This is a genomic window from Flavobacterium sp. (assembly GCF_046296355.1).
Taxonomy (GTDB): Bacteria; Bacteroidota; Bacteroidia; order Flavobacteriales; family Flavobacteriaceae; genus Flavobacterium.
Genome location: NZ_JBKBLM010000037.1, coordinates 1 through 22,962, shown reverse-complemented (window position 1 = coordinate 22,962; position 22,962 = coordinate 1). Strand labels below are relative to the sequence as shown.

Here is a 22,962-nt window from a genome sequence, read left to right as displayed (position 1 = left end):
GTTAAAAATAGGCAAATAATTTGAATTTCTATTTTTTACTCGATGAATGGTATTAAAAAATAAATGTTTAATTTTCCAAAGTCTAAACCCAACTTGTGAAAAACTATACTGTAAGACGCTATCATTCGGATGATTTTTTGCTTTGGAATGCTTTTGTCGGCACTGCCCAAAACGCTACTTTTTTGTTTCATCGCGATTTTATGGAATACCATTCTGATAGGTTTCAGGACTATTCTTTATTGGTTTTTGAAGGGGAAAAATTAGTTTCAATTCTTTCGGCCAATTGTACAGAAGATGAAGTTTATTCTCACGGCGGTTTGACTTACGGCGGTTTTGTTTTGGGTCAAACGGTTGGAAGCGATGCTTTCGAAATGATTTATACAGCCGTAATTGATTTTTTGAAAACAGCATCGAAAAAGCAGCTTATCATCAAAGAAATGCTTCCGTTTTACCATCAGACCGAAACCCTTAATTTTGCTGATTTTTTTATCGATAAAGGAGCAAAAATCACCGGAACAAAGATGAATCTCGCCATAGATTTTAAATCCGATTATTCCATTTCCAAAAGCAAAAGAAAGCATTACCGTAGGCTTCAGTCTGAAGGTTTAGTTGTGAAGAAAGAAGACAGTTTTGACGCTTTTTGGGATAAAGTATTGTCGCCATTGTTGGCTGAAAAATACGATACAAAACCATTACATTCCTTATCGGAAATAACGTTTTTAAAACATAAATTTCCGCAAAATATTGAGCAATACAATTTGTATCGCGATGAAGAAATTTTGGCCGGAATCACCATTTTTAAAACTCAGAAAGTAGTCAAGTCCCAATATGGCGCGACTACCGAAAAAGGAAAGAAACACAGAGCACTCGATTATCTTTTTATACATTTGATTGAAGAGTTTAGCAACACCTTTGATTATTTTGACATGGGAACCGTAGATGACCACAGTGACTTGGGTTACAATGAAGGACTTTTGAATCAAAAAAAGGAGTTGGGCTGTGAGCTTTATTCCCAAAATACCTATCAAATAGCGCTATGATAAAATTCCTCGACTTGCACAAAATCAATTTACCTTATCAAGCCGCATTTCACGAAAAAATGCAACAGGTTTTGGATAAAGGTTGGTTTATTTTAGGCGACGAAGTCAAAACTTTTGAGCGAGATTTTGCCCACTATTGCGGTACTAAATATTGCATAGGCGTAGGCAACGGATTAGATGCAATGGTCTTGATTTTTAAAGCCTATATAGAGTTGGGAAGATTGCAAAAAGGCGATGAGGTTATCGTTCCGGCGAATACTTATATTGCCAGTATTTTAGCCGTTCTGCAAGCCGATTTGGTTCCGGTTTTGGTTGAACCCAAATTGGAAACCTACAACCTCAATCCGGATTTAATCACTGAGAAAATAACCTCAAAAACCAAAGCCATTTTAGCCGTTCATCTTTACGGACAATTGGCCGAAATGGATAAAATCAATGCCATCGCAAAGCAACATAATTTGTTGGTGATTGAAGATTCGGCACAAGCTCACGGCGCAGCAATGAATTACGAATTGCAAATTACGAATTACGAATTGCGAAAAGCAGGTAATCTTTCCAATGCAGCAGCTTTTAGTTTTTATCCCGGAAAAAATTTGGGTGCTTTGGGTGATGCCGGTGCGATTACAACAAATGATGATGCTTTGGCCAAAGTGCTTTTCGCTTTGCGGAATTATGGTTCGGAACAAAAATATTACAACGAATTTGTCGGAATCAACTCGCGTTTAGACGAACTCCAAGCCGCTTTTTTGACTGTCAAATTGCCTCATTTGGATAAAGAAAACGAAGCGCGAAAAAATATTGTTAAACGGTATTTGACTGAAATCAAAAACCACAAAATTACTTTGCCTTATTGGGATGGAAGTGATAATCATGTTTTTCATTTGTTTGTGATTCGCACGGAAAACAGGCAAGCACTACAGGATTATTTAAAGCAAAATAATATTGAAACTTTAATTCATTATCCGGTTCCGCCGCACCAACAAAAGGCTTTGTCGCAATGGAATTCGTCTTCGTTTCCGATAACTGAAAAAATACATCAGGAAGTTTTAAGTTTGCCTTTGAGTCCGGTATTGACGGAAGAGGAAGTAACACAAGTAATTAAAGTTTTAAATCAATATTAAATGGGAATTTTGACCAATTTAAAGACCTTCATTTTTGTCACGTTTCGAGTGTGGAAATACCAATGGCTTTCTGATTGCAGGAAAGTTTCAGGCAGTCCAAAGTTGTTTCATCCATTATTGTTGAAAGGAAAAGGTAAAATTTCTTTTGGTCAAAACGTTCAAATTGGCGTAATAAATTCTCCTAATTATTATTCACATTATACCTATTTAGAAGCTAGAAATTCAGATAGCGAAATTCATATTGGTAATAATGTTTCTATTAATAATAATTTTTCTGCAGTAGCTTTTTCCAAAATAACTATTGAAAAAAATGTTTTAATTGGAAACAATTGTTCTATTATTGATAATGATGGGCATCATTTGGAAGTTGATAAAAGAAATGAAGTTAACCCAAAATCAACTTCAGTTTTCATTGGTGAGAATGTTTTTATTGGAAGTAATGTTGTCATTTTAAAAGGTGTAACCATTGGTAAAAATTCAGTTATTGGTAATAGTGCAGTTGTTACAAAAAATATTCCTGAAAATGTAGTTGCAGTTGGAAATCCTGCGCTTGTAATTCGAAATCTATAATTTGAAAGTCCTTAAACAAAATGCATCTGTCATTTAAAATCTTGTTTTAAATTTAATTTATGGACATACTTATAAAATCTTTTAATAGACCTTATTACCTTGATAGATGTTTGTTTTCAATTGAAAAACATGTAAAAAGAGGGAATGGAAAAATTGTGATATTAGATGATGGGACACCACAAGTTTATTTAGATAGAATTTTATTGAAATATCCTGAAGTAATTATTAAAAAGTCTGATTTATATGATTTTAAGCAACATTCTACGCTGAATGGATTACGACCTGATAATTATATAATTCCTATTGATTTATGGGTTAAAGCTGCTTATGAAGCTTCAGAAAATTTTATTTTACTTGAAGACGATATATGGTTTGTTGAAGATATTAATTTAGAAAATATTGATGTTGAAGTCATTCAAAGTAACATTGTACTTGCAAAATTACATTGGATTGGAAATCCGATAATAAATCAAAGCAAAGAAGCAGTGCTGAAAAGGAATTTTGTAATATTAGAACCAAAACTTTTCACAATTATTCCTTTTTTATATTATATTATTTTTTACAAGTTTGATAGGTTTAAAATAAGAAAAACATTGCGTTTTTTGAAAGTAAATACCGATGAAAGGCATTTAGCATATTACACCATTTATGCTGTTGCAGGGATGATTTTTAACAAACACTATTTTGTTAAGTTATGGGATAACCATAAAAACAAGATTGATGAAGGATTGCAACTTTATAATGCAATTAAACTTTATAAAAAGAATAGACATAGAAACAAGTTTGCACATTACAAAGAAGAAATTCTTAAAACAGGTTTTATGTCATCTGCAACAAACCAGCACAAGGAAAGGTTTGACGGTAATGTTGATATGTTTGTTTTTAATAAAATTATGAATGAAGCATGGTTAAATAATCAATTTGAAGTCATTAATTCATTACCTAATGACATTGATATGGAAGAAATAGTTTCCGTTTTGGATAATAATGTTACACAAAATATTTTATCTAAAGATTGGCTTGTTTGGGTTGAAAGCTTTAAGCAACAATACCGAAATATAGGATGTAAAATTGATTAAGTTTTTTCAATACAATAAAAATGATGACTCAGCAAAATAATAATCCTTATCGTTCTATTTTGAAAGCTACCGGAGTTTTTGGAATGATGCAAGTTTTTAGGACGCTGATAAGTATTGTCAGTTTTAAATTTGTTGCTGTTTACCTTGGGCCGATTGGATTAGGTATAGTATCACTTTTAAATAATGCAGTAAATATTATAGTAGCAATTACCAATTTTGAATTTCTGACTATTGCTACCCGAGAAGTTGCAATTGTACATGATCCTAATGATAAATCAAAATCATATAAAACTGTTCTGATTTTGAACAAAATGGCAATAATCATTGGAGTATTCGGAGCCATAGTTTCTATCTTATTTAGTAAAACTTTAAGCCGTTTTGTCTTTGGCAACCAAGATAAGCAATATTGGTTTGTACTCTTGTCGTTTTATTTTATCATAACAAGCTTTTCAAACGCTAGAATGGCAATACTACAAGGTTTAAAAAATATTAAGACATTAGCGTTATGCAATATTATTTCGGCTTTTTTTATTGCAATAGGAACAGTTATTATTTATTATTTCTATAGAATAGAAGGGATAATATGGGTAATGTTGTATTCTAGCATTGTTTTGTTGGTGGTTACAATATATTTTACAAGACAATTTTCTTTTAAAATTTCAGCTTTTAATTTTAAAGATTTTTATAATCAATCATCACCAATGTTTAAATTAGGGGTTTTCATGTCGCTTAATTTAATTTTTGGGCAGATCTGTAATTTTATTATAAAATTATACATTAATGATAATGGTTCTTCATCACAAATATTAGGATATTATGAAGTTAGTACCGTCATTTTGGTCAATTATTTAGGATTGATTTTTAATGCGATGTCTTATGATTTTTTTCCAAAATTATCCTCTGTAAGTATGGATAATGAGAAAATTAAGCAATTAGTGAATAATCAAATTGAGATTGCTATAATTTTAGTTACTCCAGCAATTATTTTATTGTATTTATCAGCTCCATTTTTAATAAAGCTACTTTATTCTAATGAATTTTCCAGTTCATTTTTAATTTTGAAAATGGCATTGTTTTCTATAATTATGAAAGCTGTTATATTTCCTTTAGGTTATATAGTATTGGTAAAGGGAAATAAGAAAAATTTCTTTAAACAAGCACTGTTAGGGGATTTGTTAAATTTGACTTTTTCAGTTTTTTTGTTTCAAATTTGGGGTTTATTTGGATTAGGTGTTGCATATGTTTTGAATTATTTTTTTTATGGGATTTACATATACAATATGGTTAACAAACAATATGGGTTTTATTTTTTTAGGTCTTGTCAAAAATTGATAATATCAAATTTAATTATTGGCATTCTAGCAGTTGTTATTATTTATAATTTTCAACAATTGTATCTCTATATTCTCATCTCTATACTCTCTTTATTTTCAATACTTTATTCTTTAAGAGAATTAAATCAAAGAATTAATTTGAAAGAATTTATTATTGAAAAAATGAATAGAAATAAATAATTTTTGTCTATTTAGCATTCCAATACTCCAAATATTTTCCAGCTATTTTCAAATAGTCATGTTCGGCTTCAATAAAATTTCGGGCTCTTTTTCCGATGCCTTTTATTTCATTCGGATTTTCAATCAAAAAGGAGAGTTGTTCGACTAAATAATCCACATCCGGTTTGGCGTTGATAGCCACTTTTTCTTTCAGGTTGTAATGTTTTTCAAAAGATATTTCAGCATTGGTAAAAACTACTTTGCCTTTGGCCATCGCTTCCAAAGCGTTATAGCCTTGGTCGTGTCCGTATAGTTGGTCTAATATAATATGCGCTTTGTCGTAACTGTTGATGTACGTTTTGTAGGGCACGTTTTCGCTAACCAAAACCGTTACTTTATTGGGATATTTGTGTTGAATGATTTCAAGTGCTTTTTCAAAAAAATCATTGCCTTTTTTAAAATAACTTTCCCGATTAATCCCATGAAAAATCACAATATGGTCTTCAATTTCAGGCAAATTTTCAGTTAGTTTACTCAGGTTTATCGGATTTGGAATCAGTCCTAAATACTTCGAATGGTTTTGCCACGGAATGTGATAATCCAAATCGGAAGCAATTACGCCGACTATGTTTTGATAAAGATAATGGTGCAGTTTTTCAAAAGGTTTAGTTCTGAATTTTAAAACATTCGAGAAATGGTTGTCAGCAATTTTTCCGGCCAAATAAGGTTGCACCACCGATGGATTTTCGGGATGGCTGAAGTTGTAATTCACATGTACATAATCATCACCGCAAGACAATAAGAAGACTTTTTTATTGTGTTGGAAAAGGAATTCTAAAATCTTTTTCTCGTGTTGGTAATCACAAAAAAAACTGTTTTCATTAATGAATTGAACCACGTCAAATCCTTGAAAACACTGTTGATTTTGCTGAAATTGTTTGTAAGTTAGATAAGAAGAAAGATCAAATCCGGTCAGTTTTAGAACCGCCAATTTTACTTTTTTCAAAAATCCATCATCCCATTTTTTAACCAAAGGAAAATCGACCGGAAAATCTTTGAAACCATCTTTAAAACCTAAGAGAGTCACATCATTTCCTAGTTCAAGCAAACCTTCTTTCAAAGAATTGTGTAGCCGACTGTATTCTCCAATGAGTAAAATCTTCATTTCTTCTTATATTTGAAAAATATCTCCGCAATATAAGTAAGAAATGAAAAACAACCATAAAATAGCTATAGTTTCCGCTTCACTTGGTGTTGGTGGTGCTGAGCGTTTTGCCGGTTCGTTGAGTTTCCTGTTGCAGGATTTGGGTTATGAAGTGCATCATCTCATTATTTTAGACGTTGTCGATTATGACTATAAAGGGAAATTGGTCAATTTAGGAAAGTTGTTTGCCAAAGAAAAAGGCATTTTCAGAGCGGTTAAAAAAGGAAAATACATCGCAAAGTATTTGGCAGAAAACGAGATACAAATTATCATCGACAATCGTTCTCGACCAATGTTGTTGCGAGAAATTTTCACCAAATGGATTTATGGCAATCGCCAAACTTACTTTATGATCCACAGCGCTCATTTGGAAATGTACTTGACAAAGTCACGCTTTTGGGCCAATTATTTATACCAAAAAGCTACCAAACTGATATGTGTTTCCAAAGGAATCGAGCAAAAGGTTAAGGAAAAATACGGTTTCAATCATACGCAAACAATCTACAATCCGGTAGTTGTAACGGAATCCGTTTTGGAAAAACCAAAGCATTTACCCGAAAAATACTTGTTGTTTTTTGGCAGATTGGAAGAAAGCATCAAGAATTTCACCTTGCTTTTAAAAGCTTTCTCAAAATCAAAAGTCTATGAAAATGGCGTAAAGCTTGTGATTATTGGCGATGGTGCCGACAAAGATTTTATTTTGGCCAAAATCAACAAACTCAAGTTGAATGACAGTATTGAAGTGTTGCCGTTTCAAAAAAACATCACGCCATTTATTCAGCACGCTCATTGTACTATTTTGACCAGTTATTTCGAAGGTTTCCCGATGAGTATTGTAGAGTCGTTAGCCGTTGGAACACCAGTTATTTCGGTCGATTGCGAAACCGGCCCAAGCGAGATTATTCAAAATAATTTTAACGGATTGTTGGTTGAAAATCACAATGAAGAAGCTTTGGCGGAAGCCATCAAAAAAATTTTTGAAGACGATAATTTGCACCAAAACTGTAAAAATAATGCCCAAAAAAGTGTAGAACATTTATCTTTGACAACCATTGCCAAACAATGGCAGGAATTATTAAACACAAAATGACCAATATAACCGACATCCAAATTCTGAATATTCCCAAAATCCATGATACGCGTGGCAATCTTTCGGTGATTGAAGGCGATGTGATTCCGTTTAACATGAAACGTGTCTATTATTTGTACGATGTGCCAAGTGGTGCCGAACGCGGCGGTCATTCTCATAAAGTACAACAAGAATTCTTAGTGGCTTTGAGTGGAAGTTTTGATGTAGTTTTGACCGATGGTCAGTCCAAAAAAACGGTTACGCTAAATAAACCCAATGAAGGTTTGTTGATTCCAAACGGTATTTGGCGTGAGTTGGAAAACTTTTCTTCGGGTTCGGTGTGTTTGGTCATTGCTTCGGATATTTTTGAAGAAGCGGATTATATCCGAGACTATCAGTCGTTTCTGTTATCTAAAAACTGATTTCCCTAAACCGATTCCGGCTAAAAAGTTTTTGAAACGCAACAAAAATTTCAAAACAATACGTGGTAATTGCAACAGGATTACTTTTTTCCAGCCGATGGTATCCAAATCAATTTGTTTGTAAATCGCTTTGGCAGTCTTGATATCGCCACTCAGTTTGCATTTAATAACAGCCGAAAATCGGTTCAAATCTAAATATTGCTTCAGCTTTGGGTTTTTCTTCTCTTCGGAAGCGTATTTCTCAAACGTATAAGGTTCGAAATAGTAATTTAAATTGCGGGAAACACTGCTTCGGTCATAAACGTATCTCGCCAAAATTTCCCAAATGAATACAACAGGAAACTGCAAACCAATGCGAATCCACAACTCGGTATCTTCCCCTTTTTTAATTTTAGTATCAAAATTTCCAACCGTTTCGAAAACGCTTTTGTGAATCACCACGCTTGATGTCCATAACGCACATTCTTTCTGACTAGCGTCAAAGAAATCAACGATTTCACTAGCTTCATTTTTAGCAATAGAATAATTTGCAGGGAAGGTTTTGTTTTGGGTTTCCACTTCAATGGCACAAGCAAAAACTTTCTGCTCGGGAAACTTTTGACTATAAGTATGCATGGTTTCCAAAAAAGCGGGATGCCAAAAATCATCAGCATCTAAGAAACAAAAAAAATCGCTTTTGGCTTTGTCAATTCCGAAGTTTCTCGCAACCGCTACGCCTTCGTTTTCTTTATTAAAATACTGAACTCGTTCGTCGGTAAATGTTTTAATTACGGCTTCGCTGTTGTCTGTTGAACCGTCGTTAACGATTATAATTTCATAGTCGGAAAAGGTTTGGCTCAACACACTTTTCAAAGTGTTGGCTACAAACTTTTCTTTGTTAAAAACCGGTATGACTATTGAAAAATAAGGCATCAGCGATGGTTTAATTGGCAGAAATATCCCAACCTATAAAGGTCAAACAAGAATATCGATGGGTTTTTGGAGAGTAAATTTTTGGTAAATGTTTTTTTGAAAATTTTGAAAAGAAAAGCCGCAAAACCAACCAATTTTAATTTTTCAATTTTGGTATAGGTTTTTGTCAAAGAAGTATCTTCTGAAGCAATGATTTTCTTGTCGATAATCAGTTTCAAATTTTGAAGTGAAGAGTGGAATTTCTCTAAGAAAATAGCCGACTTTTCCAAGTTTAGGTGAAACGCAGGGTTTTCAATATGGGTAATCGGTATTTGCTTGCTTTTTAGGCCTAAAATCAAGACAATATCTTCATATCCGTAATGGTATATTTCACTATCAAAAGGATGGGCCAACAAGATTTCTTTTTGGATCAAAATATTCGAAATCAGCGTGTAGTGGTAAGGGTTTGATAATCTTTTCTTCAAAGGAATTTCTTCTCTGTTTTTGCCAAAAATCCACCTCAAAACTTCATCGTCTTTTGGTTTTTCATCAAAATAAATTAAACCGCCGAAAATTGCTTTTTTATCGGTTTTTTTTAGACTTCTTAAATAAATTTTGAGAAAGTTTTTGCTTTTGGGATACATGTCGCAATCCATCAGTAAAACCCATTCATATTGGGCTTTGGAGACCAAAAGATTCCTGTTTTGTCCTCGGCCTAAATTGGTTTCATTGCGCTCAAAACGACAATGTTGGAGTTGGTTGATTTTGGAATTAATTTCCGTAATTTCGTTTATAGGTGAAGCATCATCGCACACAATGATTTCAAAGTCAATATTTTCCAAAACCGCCTGCTTGTGTAATTCTTCTACAAGCGGTAATGTGTTGAAATTGTATGTTGGAATAAGAATTGAAATCATTTAGAAAAACAGAATTAAATAATACCTTTACAAAGAAATATATTTTTTGGCAATATTAACACTATGAACCGAATTGATTTAGCAAATCTTATTTTTGAGAAACTTAGCCTTGAAAAAGACAAGTTGAAATTTCAATTTGAAAATTCTGATTCCAACATCGGTTATTGGTATGTTGATGACTTGTTGCCGGAAGATATTGCCCTGAAAATTGCCAAAGTTTTTCCTGACTCCGGCCAAATGGTTTTGAAAAAAAGCCTGCGCGAGAATAAGTATATTGCAGCCCAAATGAATTTGTACGATTCTTTGTTGGAAGAAATTATATTTGCCTTTCAAGACCAAAGAATAGTTGCCGTTATTGGAGAAATTTGCGAAATCAAAAACCCAATTCCCGATGAAAATCTTTATGCCGGTGGGATTTCTATGATGGGGAAGAAGCAGTTTCTCAATCCGCATTTAGACAATTCGCATGACAAAGACCGCAATTTGTGGCGTGTGCTGAATTTGCTATACTATGTCACACCCGATTGGCAAGAGGAATATGGCGGCAATCTCGAGCTTTGGCCAAATGGTTTGGAGCAAAAGCAAATCACCATTCACAGTAAATTCAATCGATTAGTGATTATGGAAACGCACAATGACTCTTTGCATTCGGTTTCTCCGATAGTTTTTGAGGGTTATCGACGTTGTGTTTCGAATTATTATTTTGCCAAATCTCCTTTGTTGGCTTCCGATAAGTTTCACGTGACTTCTTTTCGCGGCCGACCTGAAAACAAAATGGCCGATTTGGTATTGAGAACCGATACTTTTCTAAGAATGTGCATTCGTAAAGTGTTCAAAAAGGGCATCAAGGAGAATCCGCATGTTTACAAAAAAGACCAATAATTTGACTTCTTTCCTTAAAAAATACCGCTATCATTTGCTCCTCATTGTGGTGGGTTTGTGTTGGTTGGAAATTTTGAATTTAGTATTACAATTAGACCAACAAATGCTGATTTATCCCGATAGTGACAATTATTTGGAATCGGCCCAAAAAATGTATCTCAAGTTTACCGGACATTATTACCGACCGATGGTAATGGCTTTTATCACCGGAATTCCGTATTTATTTGACAGTTCCGATGCGGGAATTTTTCAATGGAGTTTGTGGGTGAATATCTTTTGTTGGTTGGGCACATCAATTCTATTATTCCAAATAGTTAAATCTTTTGTAAACGAAAAAATAGCTTTTGGCTTTGCGGTTTTGCCTTTTTTTATTTTCGGAAATGTTGTTTTAAATTTTCATTTGCTCACTGAAAATATCTTTGTTTTCTTTATTATGTTGGCCTTTTATTTATTGTTCCAATATTACAAAACCGGCAAGTTTTGGTATTTATCATTGTCCTTGTCCTTGTTCTTATCAAGTATGTTGGTCAAACCCGGCGCCAAGTTTTTAGCTATCATCGTAACGCTGTTTTTTATCAAAGAAATTTTCCGCAATTACAAGTCGAAAAGCATGATTTTTATTTACGGAAGTTTGATGATGATAGCCATTCAAGTTGTAGGGATGAAAGCCCAATATGGCGATTTCACCATAAGTTACATAGACGGCGTGACGTATCACAATTATCTTTTTAGTAAAGCCGAATGTTTAAAAAATGGTAAAGAATACAGTCAAATCAATAATCCGAGAGCAAAATATTTGTTTGGCCTAGACTTTACCGACCAAAAAAAAGTGGCGTTGGAGGATGCTAAACAACAAGTAAAAAACAATTTCCCAAATGTTGTCAGGGCTTATTTTGACAATCTTCTGGAAAATTTTAAGTCAGGAAATGCCTGTGTTTATGATATAGTAAATCACGAGCATAGAAGTAATTTTTCGTTTTGGAAGTCGATGGTTTTTGATGCCACCAAATGGCAAAATAGACTTTTTACAGTGTTAGGTGTTTTACTGTCTATTTATTTTGCTTTGAAGTACTACAACAGAGAGAAGTTGTATTTTTTAGTAGCCTTTTTTATTGGTTACATTATCCTGTTATCAGGCATATCAAGCGGTCAAGGCGACCGATTTCACTTGGTCACTTTTCCTTTTGCGATATTGCTTTTGGCTAAATTTTTAAGCGATATAAATTGGGTTAAACCGTCTTCTGAACGACTTCAAAAATAGTATTGTCTTCACACTTCAAGGTTTTCGAAGGGAATTTCATCAACAGCGCATAATCGTGGGTAGCCATGATTACGGTTTTGCCATTTTCGTTGATTTTTTTCAAAACACTCAACACTTCCGCACTGGTTTGCGGGTCAAGGTTTCCGGTTGGTTCATCGGCCAAAATTAACTCAGGATCATTCAATAAAGCCCTGGCAATGGCGACTCTTTGTTGTTCTCCGCCCGACAGTTGGTGTGGCATTTTGTTGGCAATGCCTTTTAAACCTACTTTTTCCAAAACCTCGTCGATTTTGTCTTGCATGGCTTTTTCGTCTGTCCAACCCGTAGCTTTTAAAACGAACAACATGTTTTTATTTACACTTCTGTCGTGTAATAATTGGAAATCCTGAAAAACAATCCCAATTTTTCTTCTTAGAAACGGAATGTCATTTTCTTTTAAGTTCACCAAATCATAACCAACGATGTTTCCCGAACCTTCGGTTAAAGGTAAATCACCGTATAAAGTTTTCATAAAACTACTCTTTCCTGTACCGGTTTTACCAATAATATAAAGGAATTCACCTTCTTTGACTTCAAGGTTGATTTGTGATAAAATCACTTTGTTTTCCTGATAAATCGTAACGTTTTTTAAAGATAAAACTGTTTCTGACATGAGTAATTGGGTTTATTGGGTAAAAGTAATAAAGATAAAGCTTGAATTCAAAATATATTTTTCTAATTCAGATAATAGATGATGGAAGGATAGATAATAGACTCATTTCAAATAGAATGTCACTCCTCTCTTTGTCTATTATCTCCTCTCTTTTCTCCAAATGAAATTGTTTACAACAATGTTTATAATAAATGGCACAGTTTTTACGTTATAGGGTATAGAGTAATATTTTTGGATAAGTAAAAATAAAAACCATGCGTAGAGTTTTAATGTTATGTTTTCTGCTATCCATTGCAGGAATTTCAGCGGTTTCAGCCCAACAATCTGCTATATATACCCATAATTTATCCGATTTTGATCAGGCTATTTTATTGTATAAAGACAAGCAGTACCAATCGGCCCAAATTCTTTTCGAAAGAGTGAAGCAAGACAGCAAAGCGGAAGATGTTCAATCCGATTGTGCTTATTATATTGCCAATTGTGCCATACATTTGAATCAAAATAACGCCGACGAGTTGATGGAAAAATTTGTAGCCGATTATCCTACCAGTTCTAAAACCAATCAAGCCTATATTGAAGTAGCGCAGTATTATTTTGAGCAAGGCAAATTCCCTCAAGCGTTGCAATATTTCGACAAAGTTGACGAAAGCGCATTGACTTACGAGCAAACCGAAAAGTTTACCTTTCAAAAAGGTTATGCTTATTTTACGGCAGGCAACAAAAAAGAAGCCGCTGTTTATTTTAATAAAGTGGTTAATTCCAAAGAATATGGTTCTCAAGCCAAGTATTACTTAGGCTTTATGGCTTATGAAGGCGACAATTACCAAGAAGCCAATAAGTATTTCGAACAAGTTTCAGACGAAGAAAAATACAAAGAGAAATTGTCTTATTTCAAAGCCGATATGCATTTCAAAGCCGGTGAATTTGAACAAGCCATTCAAGCGGGATTGGTTGCCATGCCGAAATCAAATGCTTCTGAGAAATCAGAATTGAATAAAATTATAGGCGAGAGTCATTTCAATTTGAAACAATACGATAAAGCCTTACCTTATCTAAAAGAATACCGTGGCAAAAAAGGCAAGTGGAGTAATACCGATTATTACCAATTGGGTTACACTTACTACATGCAAAAAGACTATGAAAATGCGATTTTGCAATTCAATAAAATCATTGACGGAAAAGACTTTGTGGCGCAAAACGGTTATTACCATTTGGGCGAATGTTATTTCAAAACCGATAAAAAACAGCAAGCCTTAAACGCATTCAAAAGCGCTTCGGAAATGGATTTTGACAAACAGATTCAAGAAGATGCCAATTTGAATTACGCCAAATTAAGTTACGAAATCGGAAATTCTTACCAATCAGTTCCGGATGTATTGTCCTCGTTTTTGGCGAAATATCCAAATTCACCAAGTAAAGTTGAAATTGAATCGTTGTTAATCAATTCATATATCACTTCTAAAAATTACAAAGACGCGTTGACGTTATTAGAAAAAAACAATACGGAAACCAACAAAGCGGCATACCAAAAAGTGACTTTTTACCGCGGTATCGAATTGTATACTGATGGCAATTACAAAGAAGCTTTGGGTATGTTCAAAAAGTCAATCGCTACGCCAAGAAACGAAAAATTCACTGCCAGAGCCACTTTCTGGAAAGGCGAAACCGAATATGTTTTAGATAATTTCAACGAGTCATTGTTGAGCTTTAAACAGTTTGCAGGTTACGCTTCCGCCAAAGAAACGCCTGAAAAGAAAAACATCAATTACAATATTGCTTATGCTTATTTCAAGCAAAAAGAATACGACCAAGCCGGAAATTATTTCCAAAGTTTTATCGACACTAACAAAGACGACAAAGTGCGTTTGAATGATGCCTACTTGCGTTTGGGTGATTCCCGATTCGTAACTTCTAAATATTGGCCGGCGATGGATGCCTACAATGAAGCCATTAAAATGAAAGGAATTGACGCCGATTATGCTGCGTTCCAAAAAGCTTTGAGTTATGGTTTTGTTTCCAAAAACGATAAGAAAATAGAAGACTTCAATAAATTTTTGGCCACTTTCAAAACGTCGCAATACAGAGATGACGCTTTATTCGAGTTAGGAAATACTTATGTTGCTGAGAACAAAACCGATTTGGCTGTAAAAACTTATGACCAATTGTTGGGTGAATTCAAAAACGGTTCGTTCGCCTCAAAAGCAGTGTTGCGACAAGGATTGGTGTATTACAACGCTCAAAAAGACGAACAAGCAATTGCCAAATTTAAAAAAGTAGCCGCCGATTATCCAAGAAGTCCTGAAGCTTTAGAAGCCGTTTCAACTGCGCGTTTGATTTATATGGACAATGGAAAAGTAGATGAATATGCGTCTTGGGTAAGAACTTTAGATTTCGTAGAAGTCTCGGATGCCGAATTAGACAACGATACTTACGAAGCCGCCGAAAAACAATATTTGCAAAACAATACCAAACAAGCGATTTCAAGTTTGAGCGGTTATGTTTCTAAATTCCCTAACGGAATTCACGCTTTGAAAGCCAATTTCTATTTGGCACAATCTTATTATGCTGACGGTTTGGAAAGCAATTCTGTTGCGGGTTATGAATATGTAATCAGTAAATCGAGAAATGAGTTTACCGAGCAATCTTTAGCGCGTTTGGCCGAAATTCACTTAAAGAAAAACGACTATACCAAAGCAACTCCAGTATTGAAACGCTTAGAAACGGAAGCTGATTTTCCACAGAATGTGACTTTCGCACAAGCCAATTTGATGCGTGCCTATTATGACCAAAAGGATTACGCGAATGCTGTAGTTTATGCAGATAAAGTTTTGGCCAATCCAAAAACCGACAACAAAGTAAAAAGTGATGCACAAATTATTGTCGCTCGTGCTGCTATTCAAGTGAATGATGAAGTGAAAGCTCGTGCGGCTTACGCCAAATTGTTGACGATTGCCAAAGGAGAATTGGCTGCCGAAGCATTGTATTATGATGCTTATTTCAAAAACAAAGACGGTAAATATGAAGAGTCGAATAAAACAGTACAGAAGTTGGCCAAAGACTATTCCGGTTATAAATATTTTGGGGCCAAAGGTTTGATAGTAATGGCCAAAAACTATTACCAAATGAAAGACAATTTCAGTGCGACTTCGATCTTGGACAGTGTGATTAAAAACTTTGCATCTTACACCGATGTCGTAGCCGAAGCCCAAGCCGAATTGGATATGATCAAAGGCGAAGCTGCCAAAACGAATTCTTCAATAACCGAATAAATCTCCCTGAATCTTAAATAGATATGAAACAAGTAAAATATATAGCAGCTGTTCTTTTTTTGACCCAAATTTCTTTTGGTCAAAAGAAAGACGACAATATTGGAACCGAAGTCGTAAACGTCGTGAAGCCATATACGCCAACCATTTCCGATGCTTTTAAAGTAAAAGAAACACCAACGTTGGACGACGAAGACACACAGAAAAAAGAAAACATTAAGTACAATATTTTTTCTTTCCCCGTAGCATCTACCTTTGCGCCTTCTAAAGGAAAAGCGGCCAATGTTGACAAATCGCCTGAAGAAAAAATCTACAGTAATTATTTGACTTTAGCCGCCGGAAATTACGGTACAGCTAACATTGAATTATTCGTTACAGAAAATGTCAGTAATACTGATTATTTTGGAGGAATGTTGCGCCACAGTTCATCTCAAGGAGGTATTGATGATGTTGTTTTGGATGATAAATTCATGAACACGGCATTAGATTTAACTTACGGCAGCCGAACCAAAACCATGACTTGGAACGCTGATTTAGGCTACAAGCACCAAATCTATAATTGGTACGGTTTTTATCCGGGAACGTTAAACGAAGCCACTATTTCAACCATTGATGAGCAACAAACTTACCACACTTTATATGTAGGCGGGCGATTGGGATTGAGTAGTGTTTTAAAAGAAAGCTCAATTAAATTCAGTCGTTTTTGGGATGCTTACGGTTCGGCAGAGAATCGTTTTGTTGCCAAACCATCCTTAGAATTTGACATCGTAGAGCAAAAAATCAAAGCCGATTTTATCTTGGATTATATCAGCGGGTCTTTTGAAAATGATATTAATGGAAATGCCGGTTATAAATATGGTTTTGCTAATGTTGGTTTCCAACCCAGTATCAGAATTCAAAAAGACGATTTAACGATAAACGCCGGAGTAGGTTTCTTTTACAGTGCGGCACAAGAGCAAGGTGAGAGCAAGTTCTTTATTTATCCGCAAATTACCGGTTCGTATAGAGTTGTAGGTGATTTAATGATTTTTTATGCCGGAATTGAAGGCGGATTAAAGCAGAATTCTTATCACGATTTTGTACAGGAAAATTTCTTTGTATCACCAACTTTAGGAGTAGCACCAACCGATCAAAAATATGATGTTTATGCCGGATTGAAAGGCAAACTATCCAATAGCGTAAGTTATAATATTCGCGGTTCATATGTGAATGAAGACAACAGAGCCTTTTTCAAAAGCAATGGTTATGAAGAACTAATTGGTACCGAAGGCTATCAATATGGCAACTCCTTTAACGTGGTTTATGACCAATTAAAAACAATAAGTTTCTTCGGTGAGTTGAAAGCTGATTTTACTAAAAACGTGACTTTTGGGATTAACGGAACTTTCAGCAGCTACTCAACCGATGTTGAAAGTGAAGCTTGGAATTTGCCAAGTTTGAAAGTGGGCGCCAATTTAGATGTGAATATTACCTCTAAATGGTTTGCCGGAACGAATTTGTTTTTTGTAGGGGAAAGAAAAGATTTCGCTCATTTTGCCTCTTTGACGCAACCGGTTTTTGATAAAGAGGTAACTTTAGACAGTTATTTTGATTTAAATGCGCATGTGGGTTACAAACACTCAGAGCGCTTGACGTTTTTCTTAAAAGGAAACAATTTGGCCAACCAAGATTACCAACGCTGGTTAAACTATCCGGTGCAAGGATTGCAAGTACTTGGTGGTGCGAGTTATAAATTCGATTTCTAAAGAAGTGCCTAAGTAGCGGAGTGCCTAAGTTACTGAGTATTTTAACTAAGGCACTCAGCGACTCAGTTACTCAGCCACTCAAAATGAAACAACAAGTTCTTAAATACTACAAACAATTAGTCCAAGACAGAATTGATGTGTTCCAAGACATGATTTCGGGTTTGACAATTGATGCACAAAATGATGCGAAAGGTTCGGCAGGTGATAAGCACGAAACAGCATTGTCAATGATGCATTTGGAACAAGAAAAACTCAACCACAAACTCAAAGAAATACTCGAACAAAAAGCGATTCTTGATAAAATTGACGCCTCGTCAGTACATCAAAAAGTAGCTTTAGGCAGTTTGGTACAAGCCAATGGGATGTTGCTTTTTATCAGTACGGCTTTGCCAAAAATAAATCTTGACGGCAAAAACATCTTTGCCATTTCTCCACAATCGCCTTTGGGGAGTAAATTAATGGGAAATCAAGTTGGGTTTGAATTCGATATGAATGGTAAACCTTACCGGATTGAAGAAGTGATTTAGTCGTATTTAAGCTTTCTTTCTTATGATCCAAGTGTCTTGGGGAATCCAATTGCCCTCTTTTGGAATGGGTTCCGCATAGTGTTCTAAAATCTCCGCATTCGCAAATAGTTTTGTCATAAAAGCAGTAGGATGAAAGGCCGAAAAAATTCTGTGTCCTTCTTTTACTTTGTCGCGAATGATTATTTCCTCATTGTTATATCTTGAGAGTTCTGAATCGGTCAATTTCACTTTAAAATTGTCGCCTTGTGTGGTTAATAGCATTATTCCGTTAGGTTTAAGTACTCTATAGAGTTCATTGTACCAGTCATAATGTAATTGTTCTGAAAGATGGGTAAAAATAGAGATTCCATAAAGCGCATCAAAAAAATCATCCTGATACGGAAGCTTTGCTTTTAAGCCATTACAGTTAAAATTAATCTCAGGAAGGTTTTCAGCACACCAATCAATACTTTGTTTGTTGTAGTCGGTGCCATAATAATCACAGCCATTTCCGATAACATTGGGTAAATGCCTAATTACTCTTCCGGGACCGCAACCCCAATCGAGAATTTTTTTGTTTTTTAACTCAATGTATTTGGCAAAATAATTAGAAATCCATTTAGCGGTATTGATACTGTCAGTATAATAGTTTTCGTAATCTATCTGAAAAGATTCATAAATAAGATAGTCCGGAGGCAATTTTACGGTTGGATTGCTTTTTCTGAAATCGGTATTCCGTTTTTGATTCTTATACCGTTCCAAATAGAAATGAAGCCAATCAGCCCAATAAATCAATCGAAATCGTCGTAAGATGTTTGAGATTTGGCCTTTGTTCATTTTTATTGGTATTAGCTTAATTTGGATTTCAAAGAAAAGCAATTTTGGGCAATGTTGCTTTATTATTTAAAGCATTAATTGACGATTTCTAAGTTCTATTCTCTATTTCTAAGCTTTTTACTTTCATAAATATTATTTATTTGCATATTTAGTTTTAAATTATAACTAATTATTGTTTTTTGGTTTTCGTATTGAAATAAATATAGCATTTTTGCTTTATCAAATAAACAATTACGAATTAAAGAATACGATTATGTGCGGAATATTAGCCATTATTGGAAAAGGAAAAGACGAGCAACTGGTGAAGCAACTTTCGAAAAGAATGTCTCATCGCGGACCGGATGAAAGTGATATCCATGTTACGGAGAACGGACATATATTAAGTCACGAACGTTTGTCTATTATCGATTTGCATTCAGGAAGACAGCCGATTCAAGGTTGTACTACCGCTTGGATGGTTCATAATGGCGAAATCTACAATCACCAAGAGTTGAGAGATACAATTTTGAAAGACCATGTCTTCCGTTCTAAATCGGATTCAGAAGTGATTGTGCATTTGTATGAGAAGTTTGGGTATGATTTTGTTCACCTTTTAGATGGCGATTTTGCTTTCGTGGTAATTGATGGCGATGATTATATTGCCGGTCGCGATCCACTTGGCGTGAAACCTTTGTATTATGGTATGGATGAAAGAGGCAGAATGTATTTTGCTTCCGAAATGAAGCCGATTGCCGACCAATGCAAAACGTTTTCTACGTTTCCTCCCGGACATTATTATACCGCAGAAACCGGTTTCGTGAAATATTATACGCCGGAATACGAAGATTATACTACTTGTGATGCTGAAGTTGATTACACCGCTTTAAGAGAATCATTAACTGAAGCTACTCGCAAAAGATTGATGAGTGATGTGCCGATTGGCGTATTGCTTTCAGGAGGATTGGATTCTTCACTGACATCATCTATAGCAGCTCGTTTGTTAAAAGAAAAAGGAAAAGAGTTACACTCATTTTCTATAGGTTTGGATGCTGACGCACCGGATGCCAAAGCTGCAAGAAAAGTAGCTGAATTTTTAGGGACTAAACACCATGAAATTCATTTTACGATTGAGCAGGGAATTGAGATTTTGGATAAATTGATTTGGCATCTGGAAACCTATGATGTAACTTCTGTCAGAGCCAGCACACCCATGTATTTCTTGTCCAAAGCAATTACTGATATCGGTATCAAAGTAGTCCTTTCCGGTGAAGGCGCTGATGAAGTTTTCGGAGGGTATTTGTATTTCAGAAATGCACCAAGCACCGAAGATTTTACCAAAGAAACCATCGAAAGAGTACAAAAGTTATTTACTGCCGATTTACTTCGTGCGGATAAATCAACGATGGCGCACGGATTAGAAGCTCGTGTACCGTTTTTAGATAAAGCATTCTTGGATGTTGCCATGAAAATCAAAGGCGAAGAGAAACAGCCGAAGACTTATGATGGAAAAGAAAAATACATTTTGAGAAAAGCATTCGATACGCCGGAGCAACCTTATCTTCCTGATGAAGTATTATGGCGTCAAAAAGAGCAATTTTCTGATGGAGTAGGTTACAACTGGATTGACACTTTAATTGATTATTGTGCGTCACAAGTAACCGAAGAACAAATGGAGCAAGCCGCAACGCTTTTCCCATACAACACGCCGGCAACGAAAGAAGCTTATTTTTACAGAACTATTTTCCATAAATACTATCCACAGGTCAGCGCGGCACAAACCGTTCGCAAATGGATACCAAAATGGCAAGAAAATCAAGATCCAAGCGGACGAGCTAACTCGGCTCACGTCCAAGCAGATGTTGAAATAGCAAAACCAAGCGTTAACGTTTGAGTTTAGATTGAAGTTTAGTTTGTTTGTTAAAAACGCTCATCATTTTTGGTGGGCGTTTTTTGTTGAAATCATGCCAAAAATGTTAATAACTTAAGGGTTTTAAGTCTGTTTTTTAGGAGGAAATCCTATGCGTTTTTATATATTTGCGTGTTAGACAAAAATTACATTTTTTACGATAAATTTATATGAGCGACGAGATTAAAAAGAACAATTATTCAGCTGATAGTATTCAGGCATTAGAAGGAATGGAGCACGTAAGAATGCGTCCTTCCATGTACATTGGAGATACCGGAGTCAGAGGTTTGCATCACTTAGTTTACGAAGTCGTAGACAACTCGATTGATGAGGCTTTAGCTGGACATTGTGATACCATCAGTGTAATTATTAATGAAGACAATTCGGTTACCGTAGAAGACAACGGTCGTGGTATTCCGGTTGATATGCATAAAAAAGAAGGCGTTTCGGCGTTAGAGGTTGTAATGACCAAAATCGGAGCCGGAGGAAAATTTGATAAAGATTCGTATAAAGTTTCCGGAGGTTTGCACGGTGTTGGAGTTTCGTGTGTGAATGCACTTTCTGATCATTTACGCGCAACTGTTTTCCGTGATGGAAAAGTATATGAGCAAGAGTACGAAAGAGGTAAATCAATGTACCCTGTTAAGCAAATAGGCGAAACGACCAAAAGAGGAACAACCGTTACTTTCAAACCGGATGCCTCTATATTTACCCAAACTTTAGAGTATTCTTATGATACTTTAGCCGGACGTATGCGTGAGCTTTCGTTTTTGAACAAAGGAATCACTATTACACTTACCGACAGAAGACATACCAAAGACAACGGCGATTTTGAAGGCGAAGTTTTCCATTCACAAGAAGGTTTAAAAGAATTTGTTCGTTTCCTTGATGGGAATCGTGTGCCAATCATCAGCCATGTGATCAGCATGGAGCATGAAAAAGGCGAAATTCCGGTGGAAGTCGCTTTGATTTACAACGAAAGTTATGCAGAAAATATTTTCTCTTATGTAAATAATATCAACACTCACGAGGGTGGAACGCACTTGCAAGGTTTCCGTATGGGATTGACTCGTACGTTAAAAAAGTATGCTGACGCTTCCGGTTTGTTGGAAAAATTAAAATTCGAAATTTCGGGTGACGACTTCCGTGAGGGATTGACCGCGATTATTTCGGTAAAAGTACAAGAGCCACAGTTTGAAGGACAAACCAAAACCAAATTGGGTAACAGAGAAGTTGTTTCTCCGGTTTCTCAAGCGGTAGCGGAAATGTTAGAAAATTATTTGGAAGAAAATCCAAATGATGCCCGAATCATTGTGCAAAAGGTTATACTCGCAGCACAAGCCCGTCACGCCGCTAAAAAAGCCCGTGAAATGGTACAACGCAAAACCGTTCTTGGCGGTGGAGGTTTACCTGGAAAATTGTCTGATTGTTCCGAACAAGATCCTGCAAAATGTGAAGTTTACCTTGTCGAGGGAGATTCGGCGGGTGGAACGGCTAAGCAAGGTCGTGACCGTAACTTCCAAGCGATTTTACCTTTGCGTGGTAAGATTTTGAATGTGGAAAAAGCGATGCACCACAAAGTATTTGAAAACGAAGAGATTCGAAATATATTCACGGCACTTGGGGTAACCATCGGTACCGAAGAAGATTCCAAAGCGTTGAATTTAGAAAAATTGCGTTACCACAAAGTAATCATCATGTGTGATGCCGACGTCGATGGTAGTCACATTTCTACGTTGATTTTGACCTTCTTCTTCCGTTTTATGAAGGAACTAATCGAAGGCGGTCACGTATATATCGCTGCGCCACCTTTGTATTTGGTGAAAAAAGGAAACAAAAAGGAATACGCTTGGAATGACGACCAACGCGATTTGGCCAATGAAAGAATGGGCGGAAGTGCAGCCATTCAACGTTATAAAGGTTTGGGTGAAATGAACGCAGAGCAATTGTGGGAAACTACGATGGATCCAAGTTATAGAACGTTGCGTCAGGTTAATATTGATAGTTTAGCCGAAGCCGATAGAGTATTCTCAATGTTAATGGGTGACGAAGTTCCGCCACGTAGAGAGTTTATCGAGAAAAATGCGGTTTATGCTAAAATCGACGCGTAACTAGCCCCGAT

The 22,962-nt window shown here is 35.5% G+C and carries 19 protein-coding genes; 14 read left to right on the top strand and 5 right to left on the bottom strand.

Going from position 1 to position 22,962, the window contains the following annotated elements; all coding sequences use genetic code 11:
* Window positions 1–95: 95 nt before the first annotated feature.
* From ACK4HO_RS11905 to ACK4HO_RS11885, 5 genes are read left to right on the top strand one after another with little or no spacing between them, the layout of a single operon-like run.
* On the top strand, window positions 96–1,040 hold the full coding sequence (locus tag ACK4HO_RS11905) for a FemAB family protein (protein ID WP_409666080.1): 945 nt from the start codon (window positions 96–98) through the stop codon (window positions 1,038–1,040).
* Window positions 1,037–2,161, top strand: coding sequence for a DegT/DnrJ/EryC1/StrS family aminotransferase (locus tag ACK4HO_RS11900; RefSeq protein ID WP_409666078.1), 1,125 nt, complete (start codon window positions 1,037–1,039; stop codon window positions 2,159–2,161). The genes ACK4HO_RS11905 and ACK4HO_RS11900 overlap by 4 nt, the downstream gene beginning before the upstream one ends.
* A complete protein-coding gene (locus tag ACK4HO_RS11895) occupies window positions 2,162–2,731 on the top strand; it encodes an acyltransferase (protein ID WP_409666076.1) in 570 nt (189 codons plus the stop codon).
* A gap of 59 nt (window positions 2,732–2,790) precedes the next feature.
* Window positions 2,791–3,810, top strand: a complete 1,020-nt coding sequence (locus tag ACK4HO_RS11890; protein ID WP_409666075.1) for a hypothetical protein — start codon at window positions 2,791–2,793, stop codon at window positions 3,808–3,810.
* Window positions 3,811–3,830: 20 nt separating this feature from the next.
* Complete coding sequence (locus ACK4HO_RS11885) at window positions 3,831–5,324, top strand: oligosaccharide flippase family protein (protein ID WP_409666073.1); 1,494 nt, start codon at window positions 3,831–3,833, stop codon at window positions 5,322–5,324.
* 7 nt (window positions 5,325–5,331) lie between these two features.
* Here ACK4HO_RS11885 and ACK4HO_RS11880 read toward each other — a convergent pair whose 3' ends face one another.
* Window positions 5,332–6,468, bottom strand: coding sequence for a glycosyltransferase (locus ACK4HO_RS11880; protein ID WP_409666071.1), 1,137 nt, complete (start codon window positions 6,466–6,468; stop codon window positions 5,332–5,334).
* Window positions 6,469–6,511: 43 nt separating this feature from the next.
* Here ACK4HO_RS11880 and ACK4HO_RS11875 point away from each other — a divergent pair, with 43 nt between their 5' ends.
* Entirely contained in the window at window positions 6,512–7,597 is a 1,086-nt protein-coding gene (locus ACK4HO_RS11875) for a glycosyltransferase (RefSeq protein ID WP_409666070.1), read from the top strand.
* Window positions 7,570–7,998 carry a sugar 3,4-ketoisomerase gene (locus ACK4HO_RS11870; protein ID WP_409666068.1) on the top strand — a complete coding sequence of 143 codons (429 nt, stop codon included), beginning with the start codon at window positions 7,570–7,572 and terminating at the stop codon, window positions 7,996–7,998. Before ACK4HO_RS11875 ends, ACK4HO_RS11870 begins: the two co-directional genes overlap by 28 nt.
* On the opposite strand, the gene ACK4HO_RS11865 is transcribed toward ACK4HO_RS11870, so the two are convergent.
* Both ACK4HO_RS11865 and ACK4HO_RS11860 read right to left on the bottom strand, forming a co-directional pair.
* Window positions 7,984–8,910 (bottom strand): glycosyltransferase family 2 protein, encoded by a 927-nt coding sequence (locus ACK4HO_RS11865; protein WP_409666066.1) that lies wholly within the window; start codon window positions 8,908–8,910, stop codon window positions 7,984–7,986. The two genes, ACK4HO_RS11870 and ACK4HO_RS11865, sit on opposite strands and share 15 nt — an antisense overlap.
* Entirely contained in the window at window positions 8,910–9,806 is an 897-nt protein-coding gene (locus tag ACK4HO_RS11860; RefSeq protein ID WP_409666064.1) for a glycosyltransferase family 2 protein, read from the bottom strand. The genes ACK4HO_RS11865 and ACK4HO_RS11860 overlap by 1 nt, the downstream gene beginning before the upstream one ends.
* A 63-nt stretch (window positions 9,807–9,869) precedes the next feature.
* Between ACK4HO_RS11860 and ACK4HO_RS11855 the strand changes: the two genes are divergently transcribed.
* A complete protein-coding gene (locus ACK4HO_RS11855) occupies window positions 9,870–10,688 on the top strand; it encodes a 2OG-Fe(II) oxygenase (RefSeq protein ID WP_409666062.1) in 819 nt (272 codons plus the stop codon).
* Complete coding sequence (locus ACK4HO_RS11850; protein WP_409666061.1) at window positions 10,666–11,949, top strand: hypothetical protein; 1,284 nt, start codon at window positions 10,666–10,668, stop codon at window positions 11,947–11,949. Before ACK4HO_RS11855 ends, ACK4HO_RS11850 begins: the two co-directional genes overlap by 23 nt.
* Here the strand turns inward: ACK4HO_RS11850 and ACK4HO_RS11845 are convergent.
* The gene (locus ACK4HO_RS11845; protein ID WP_409666059.1) at window positions 11,918–12,601 is read right to left on the bottom strand and encodes a cell division ATP-binding protein FtsE; all 684 of its coding nucleotides are present in this window, start codon (window positions 12,599–12,601) and stop codon (window positions 11,918–11,920) included. The genes ACK4HO_RS11850 and ACK4HO_RS11845 overlap by 32 nt on opposite strands.
* A 254-nt stretch (window positions 12,602–12,855) precedes the next feature.
* Here ACK4HO_RS11845 and ACK4HO_RS11840 point away from each other — a divergent pair, with 254 nt between their 5' ends.
* The 3 genes from ACK4HO_RS11840 to ACK4HO_RS11830 all read left to right on the top strand — a co-directional run bounded on the left by ACK4HO_RS11840 (window position 12,856) and on the right by ACK4HO_RS11830 (window position 18,139).
* Window positions 12,856–15,870 carry a tetratricopeptide repeat protein gene (locus ACK4HO_RS11840; protein WP_409666057.1) on the top strand — a complete coding sequence of 1,005 codons (3,015 nt, stop codon included), beginning with the start codon at window positions 12,856–12,858 and terminating at the stop codon, window positions 15,868–15,870.
* Window positions 15,871–15,893: 23 nt separating this feature from the next.
* Window positions 15,894–17,612, top strand: a complete 1,719-nt coding sequence (locus ACK4HO_RS11835) for a TonB-dependent receptor (protein WP_409666056.1) — start codon at window positions 15,894–15,896, stop codon at window positions 17,610–17,612.
* 83 nt (window positions 17,613–17,695) lie between these two features.
* On the top strand, window positions 17,696–18,139 hold the full coding sequence (locus tag ACK4HO_RS11830; protein WP_409666054.1) for a hypothetical protein: 444 nt from the start codon (window positions 17,696–17,698) through the stop codon (window positions 18,137–18,139).
* Between the two features lie 6 nt (window positions 18,140–18,145).
* Here the strand turns inward: ACK4HO_RS11830 and ACK4HO_RS11825 are convergent, their stop codons facing one another.
* Window positions 18,146–18,955, bottom strand: coding sequence for a class I SAM-dependent methyltransferase (locus ACK4HO_RS11825; protein ID WP_409666052.1), 810 nt, complete (start codon window positions 18,953–18,955; stop codon window positions 18,146–18,148).
* 253 nt (window positions 18,956–19,208) lie between these two features.
* Here ACK4HO_RS11825 and asnB point away from each other — a divergent pair, with 253 nt between their 5' ends.
* Window positions 19,209–20,825, top strand: a complete 1,617-nt coding sequence (asnB, locus tag ACK4HO_RS11820) for an asparagine synthase B (protein WP_409666050.1) — start codon at window positions 19,209–19,211, stop codon at window positions 20,823–20,825.
* Between the two features lie 185 nt (window positions 20,826–21,010).
* Window positions 21,011–22,951: a DNA topoisomerase (ATP-hydrolyzing) subunit B gene (gyrB, locus tag ACK4HO_RS11815; protein ID WP_409666048.1), complete on the top strand. Its 1,941-nt coding sequence runs from the start codon at window positions 21,011–21,013 to the stop codon at window positions 22,949–22,951.
* Window positions 22,952–22,962 lie beyond the last annotated feature (11 nt).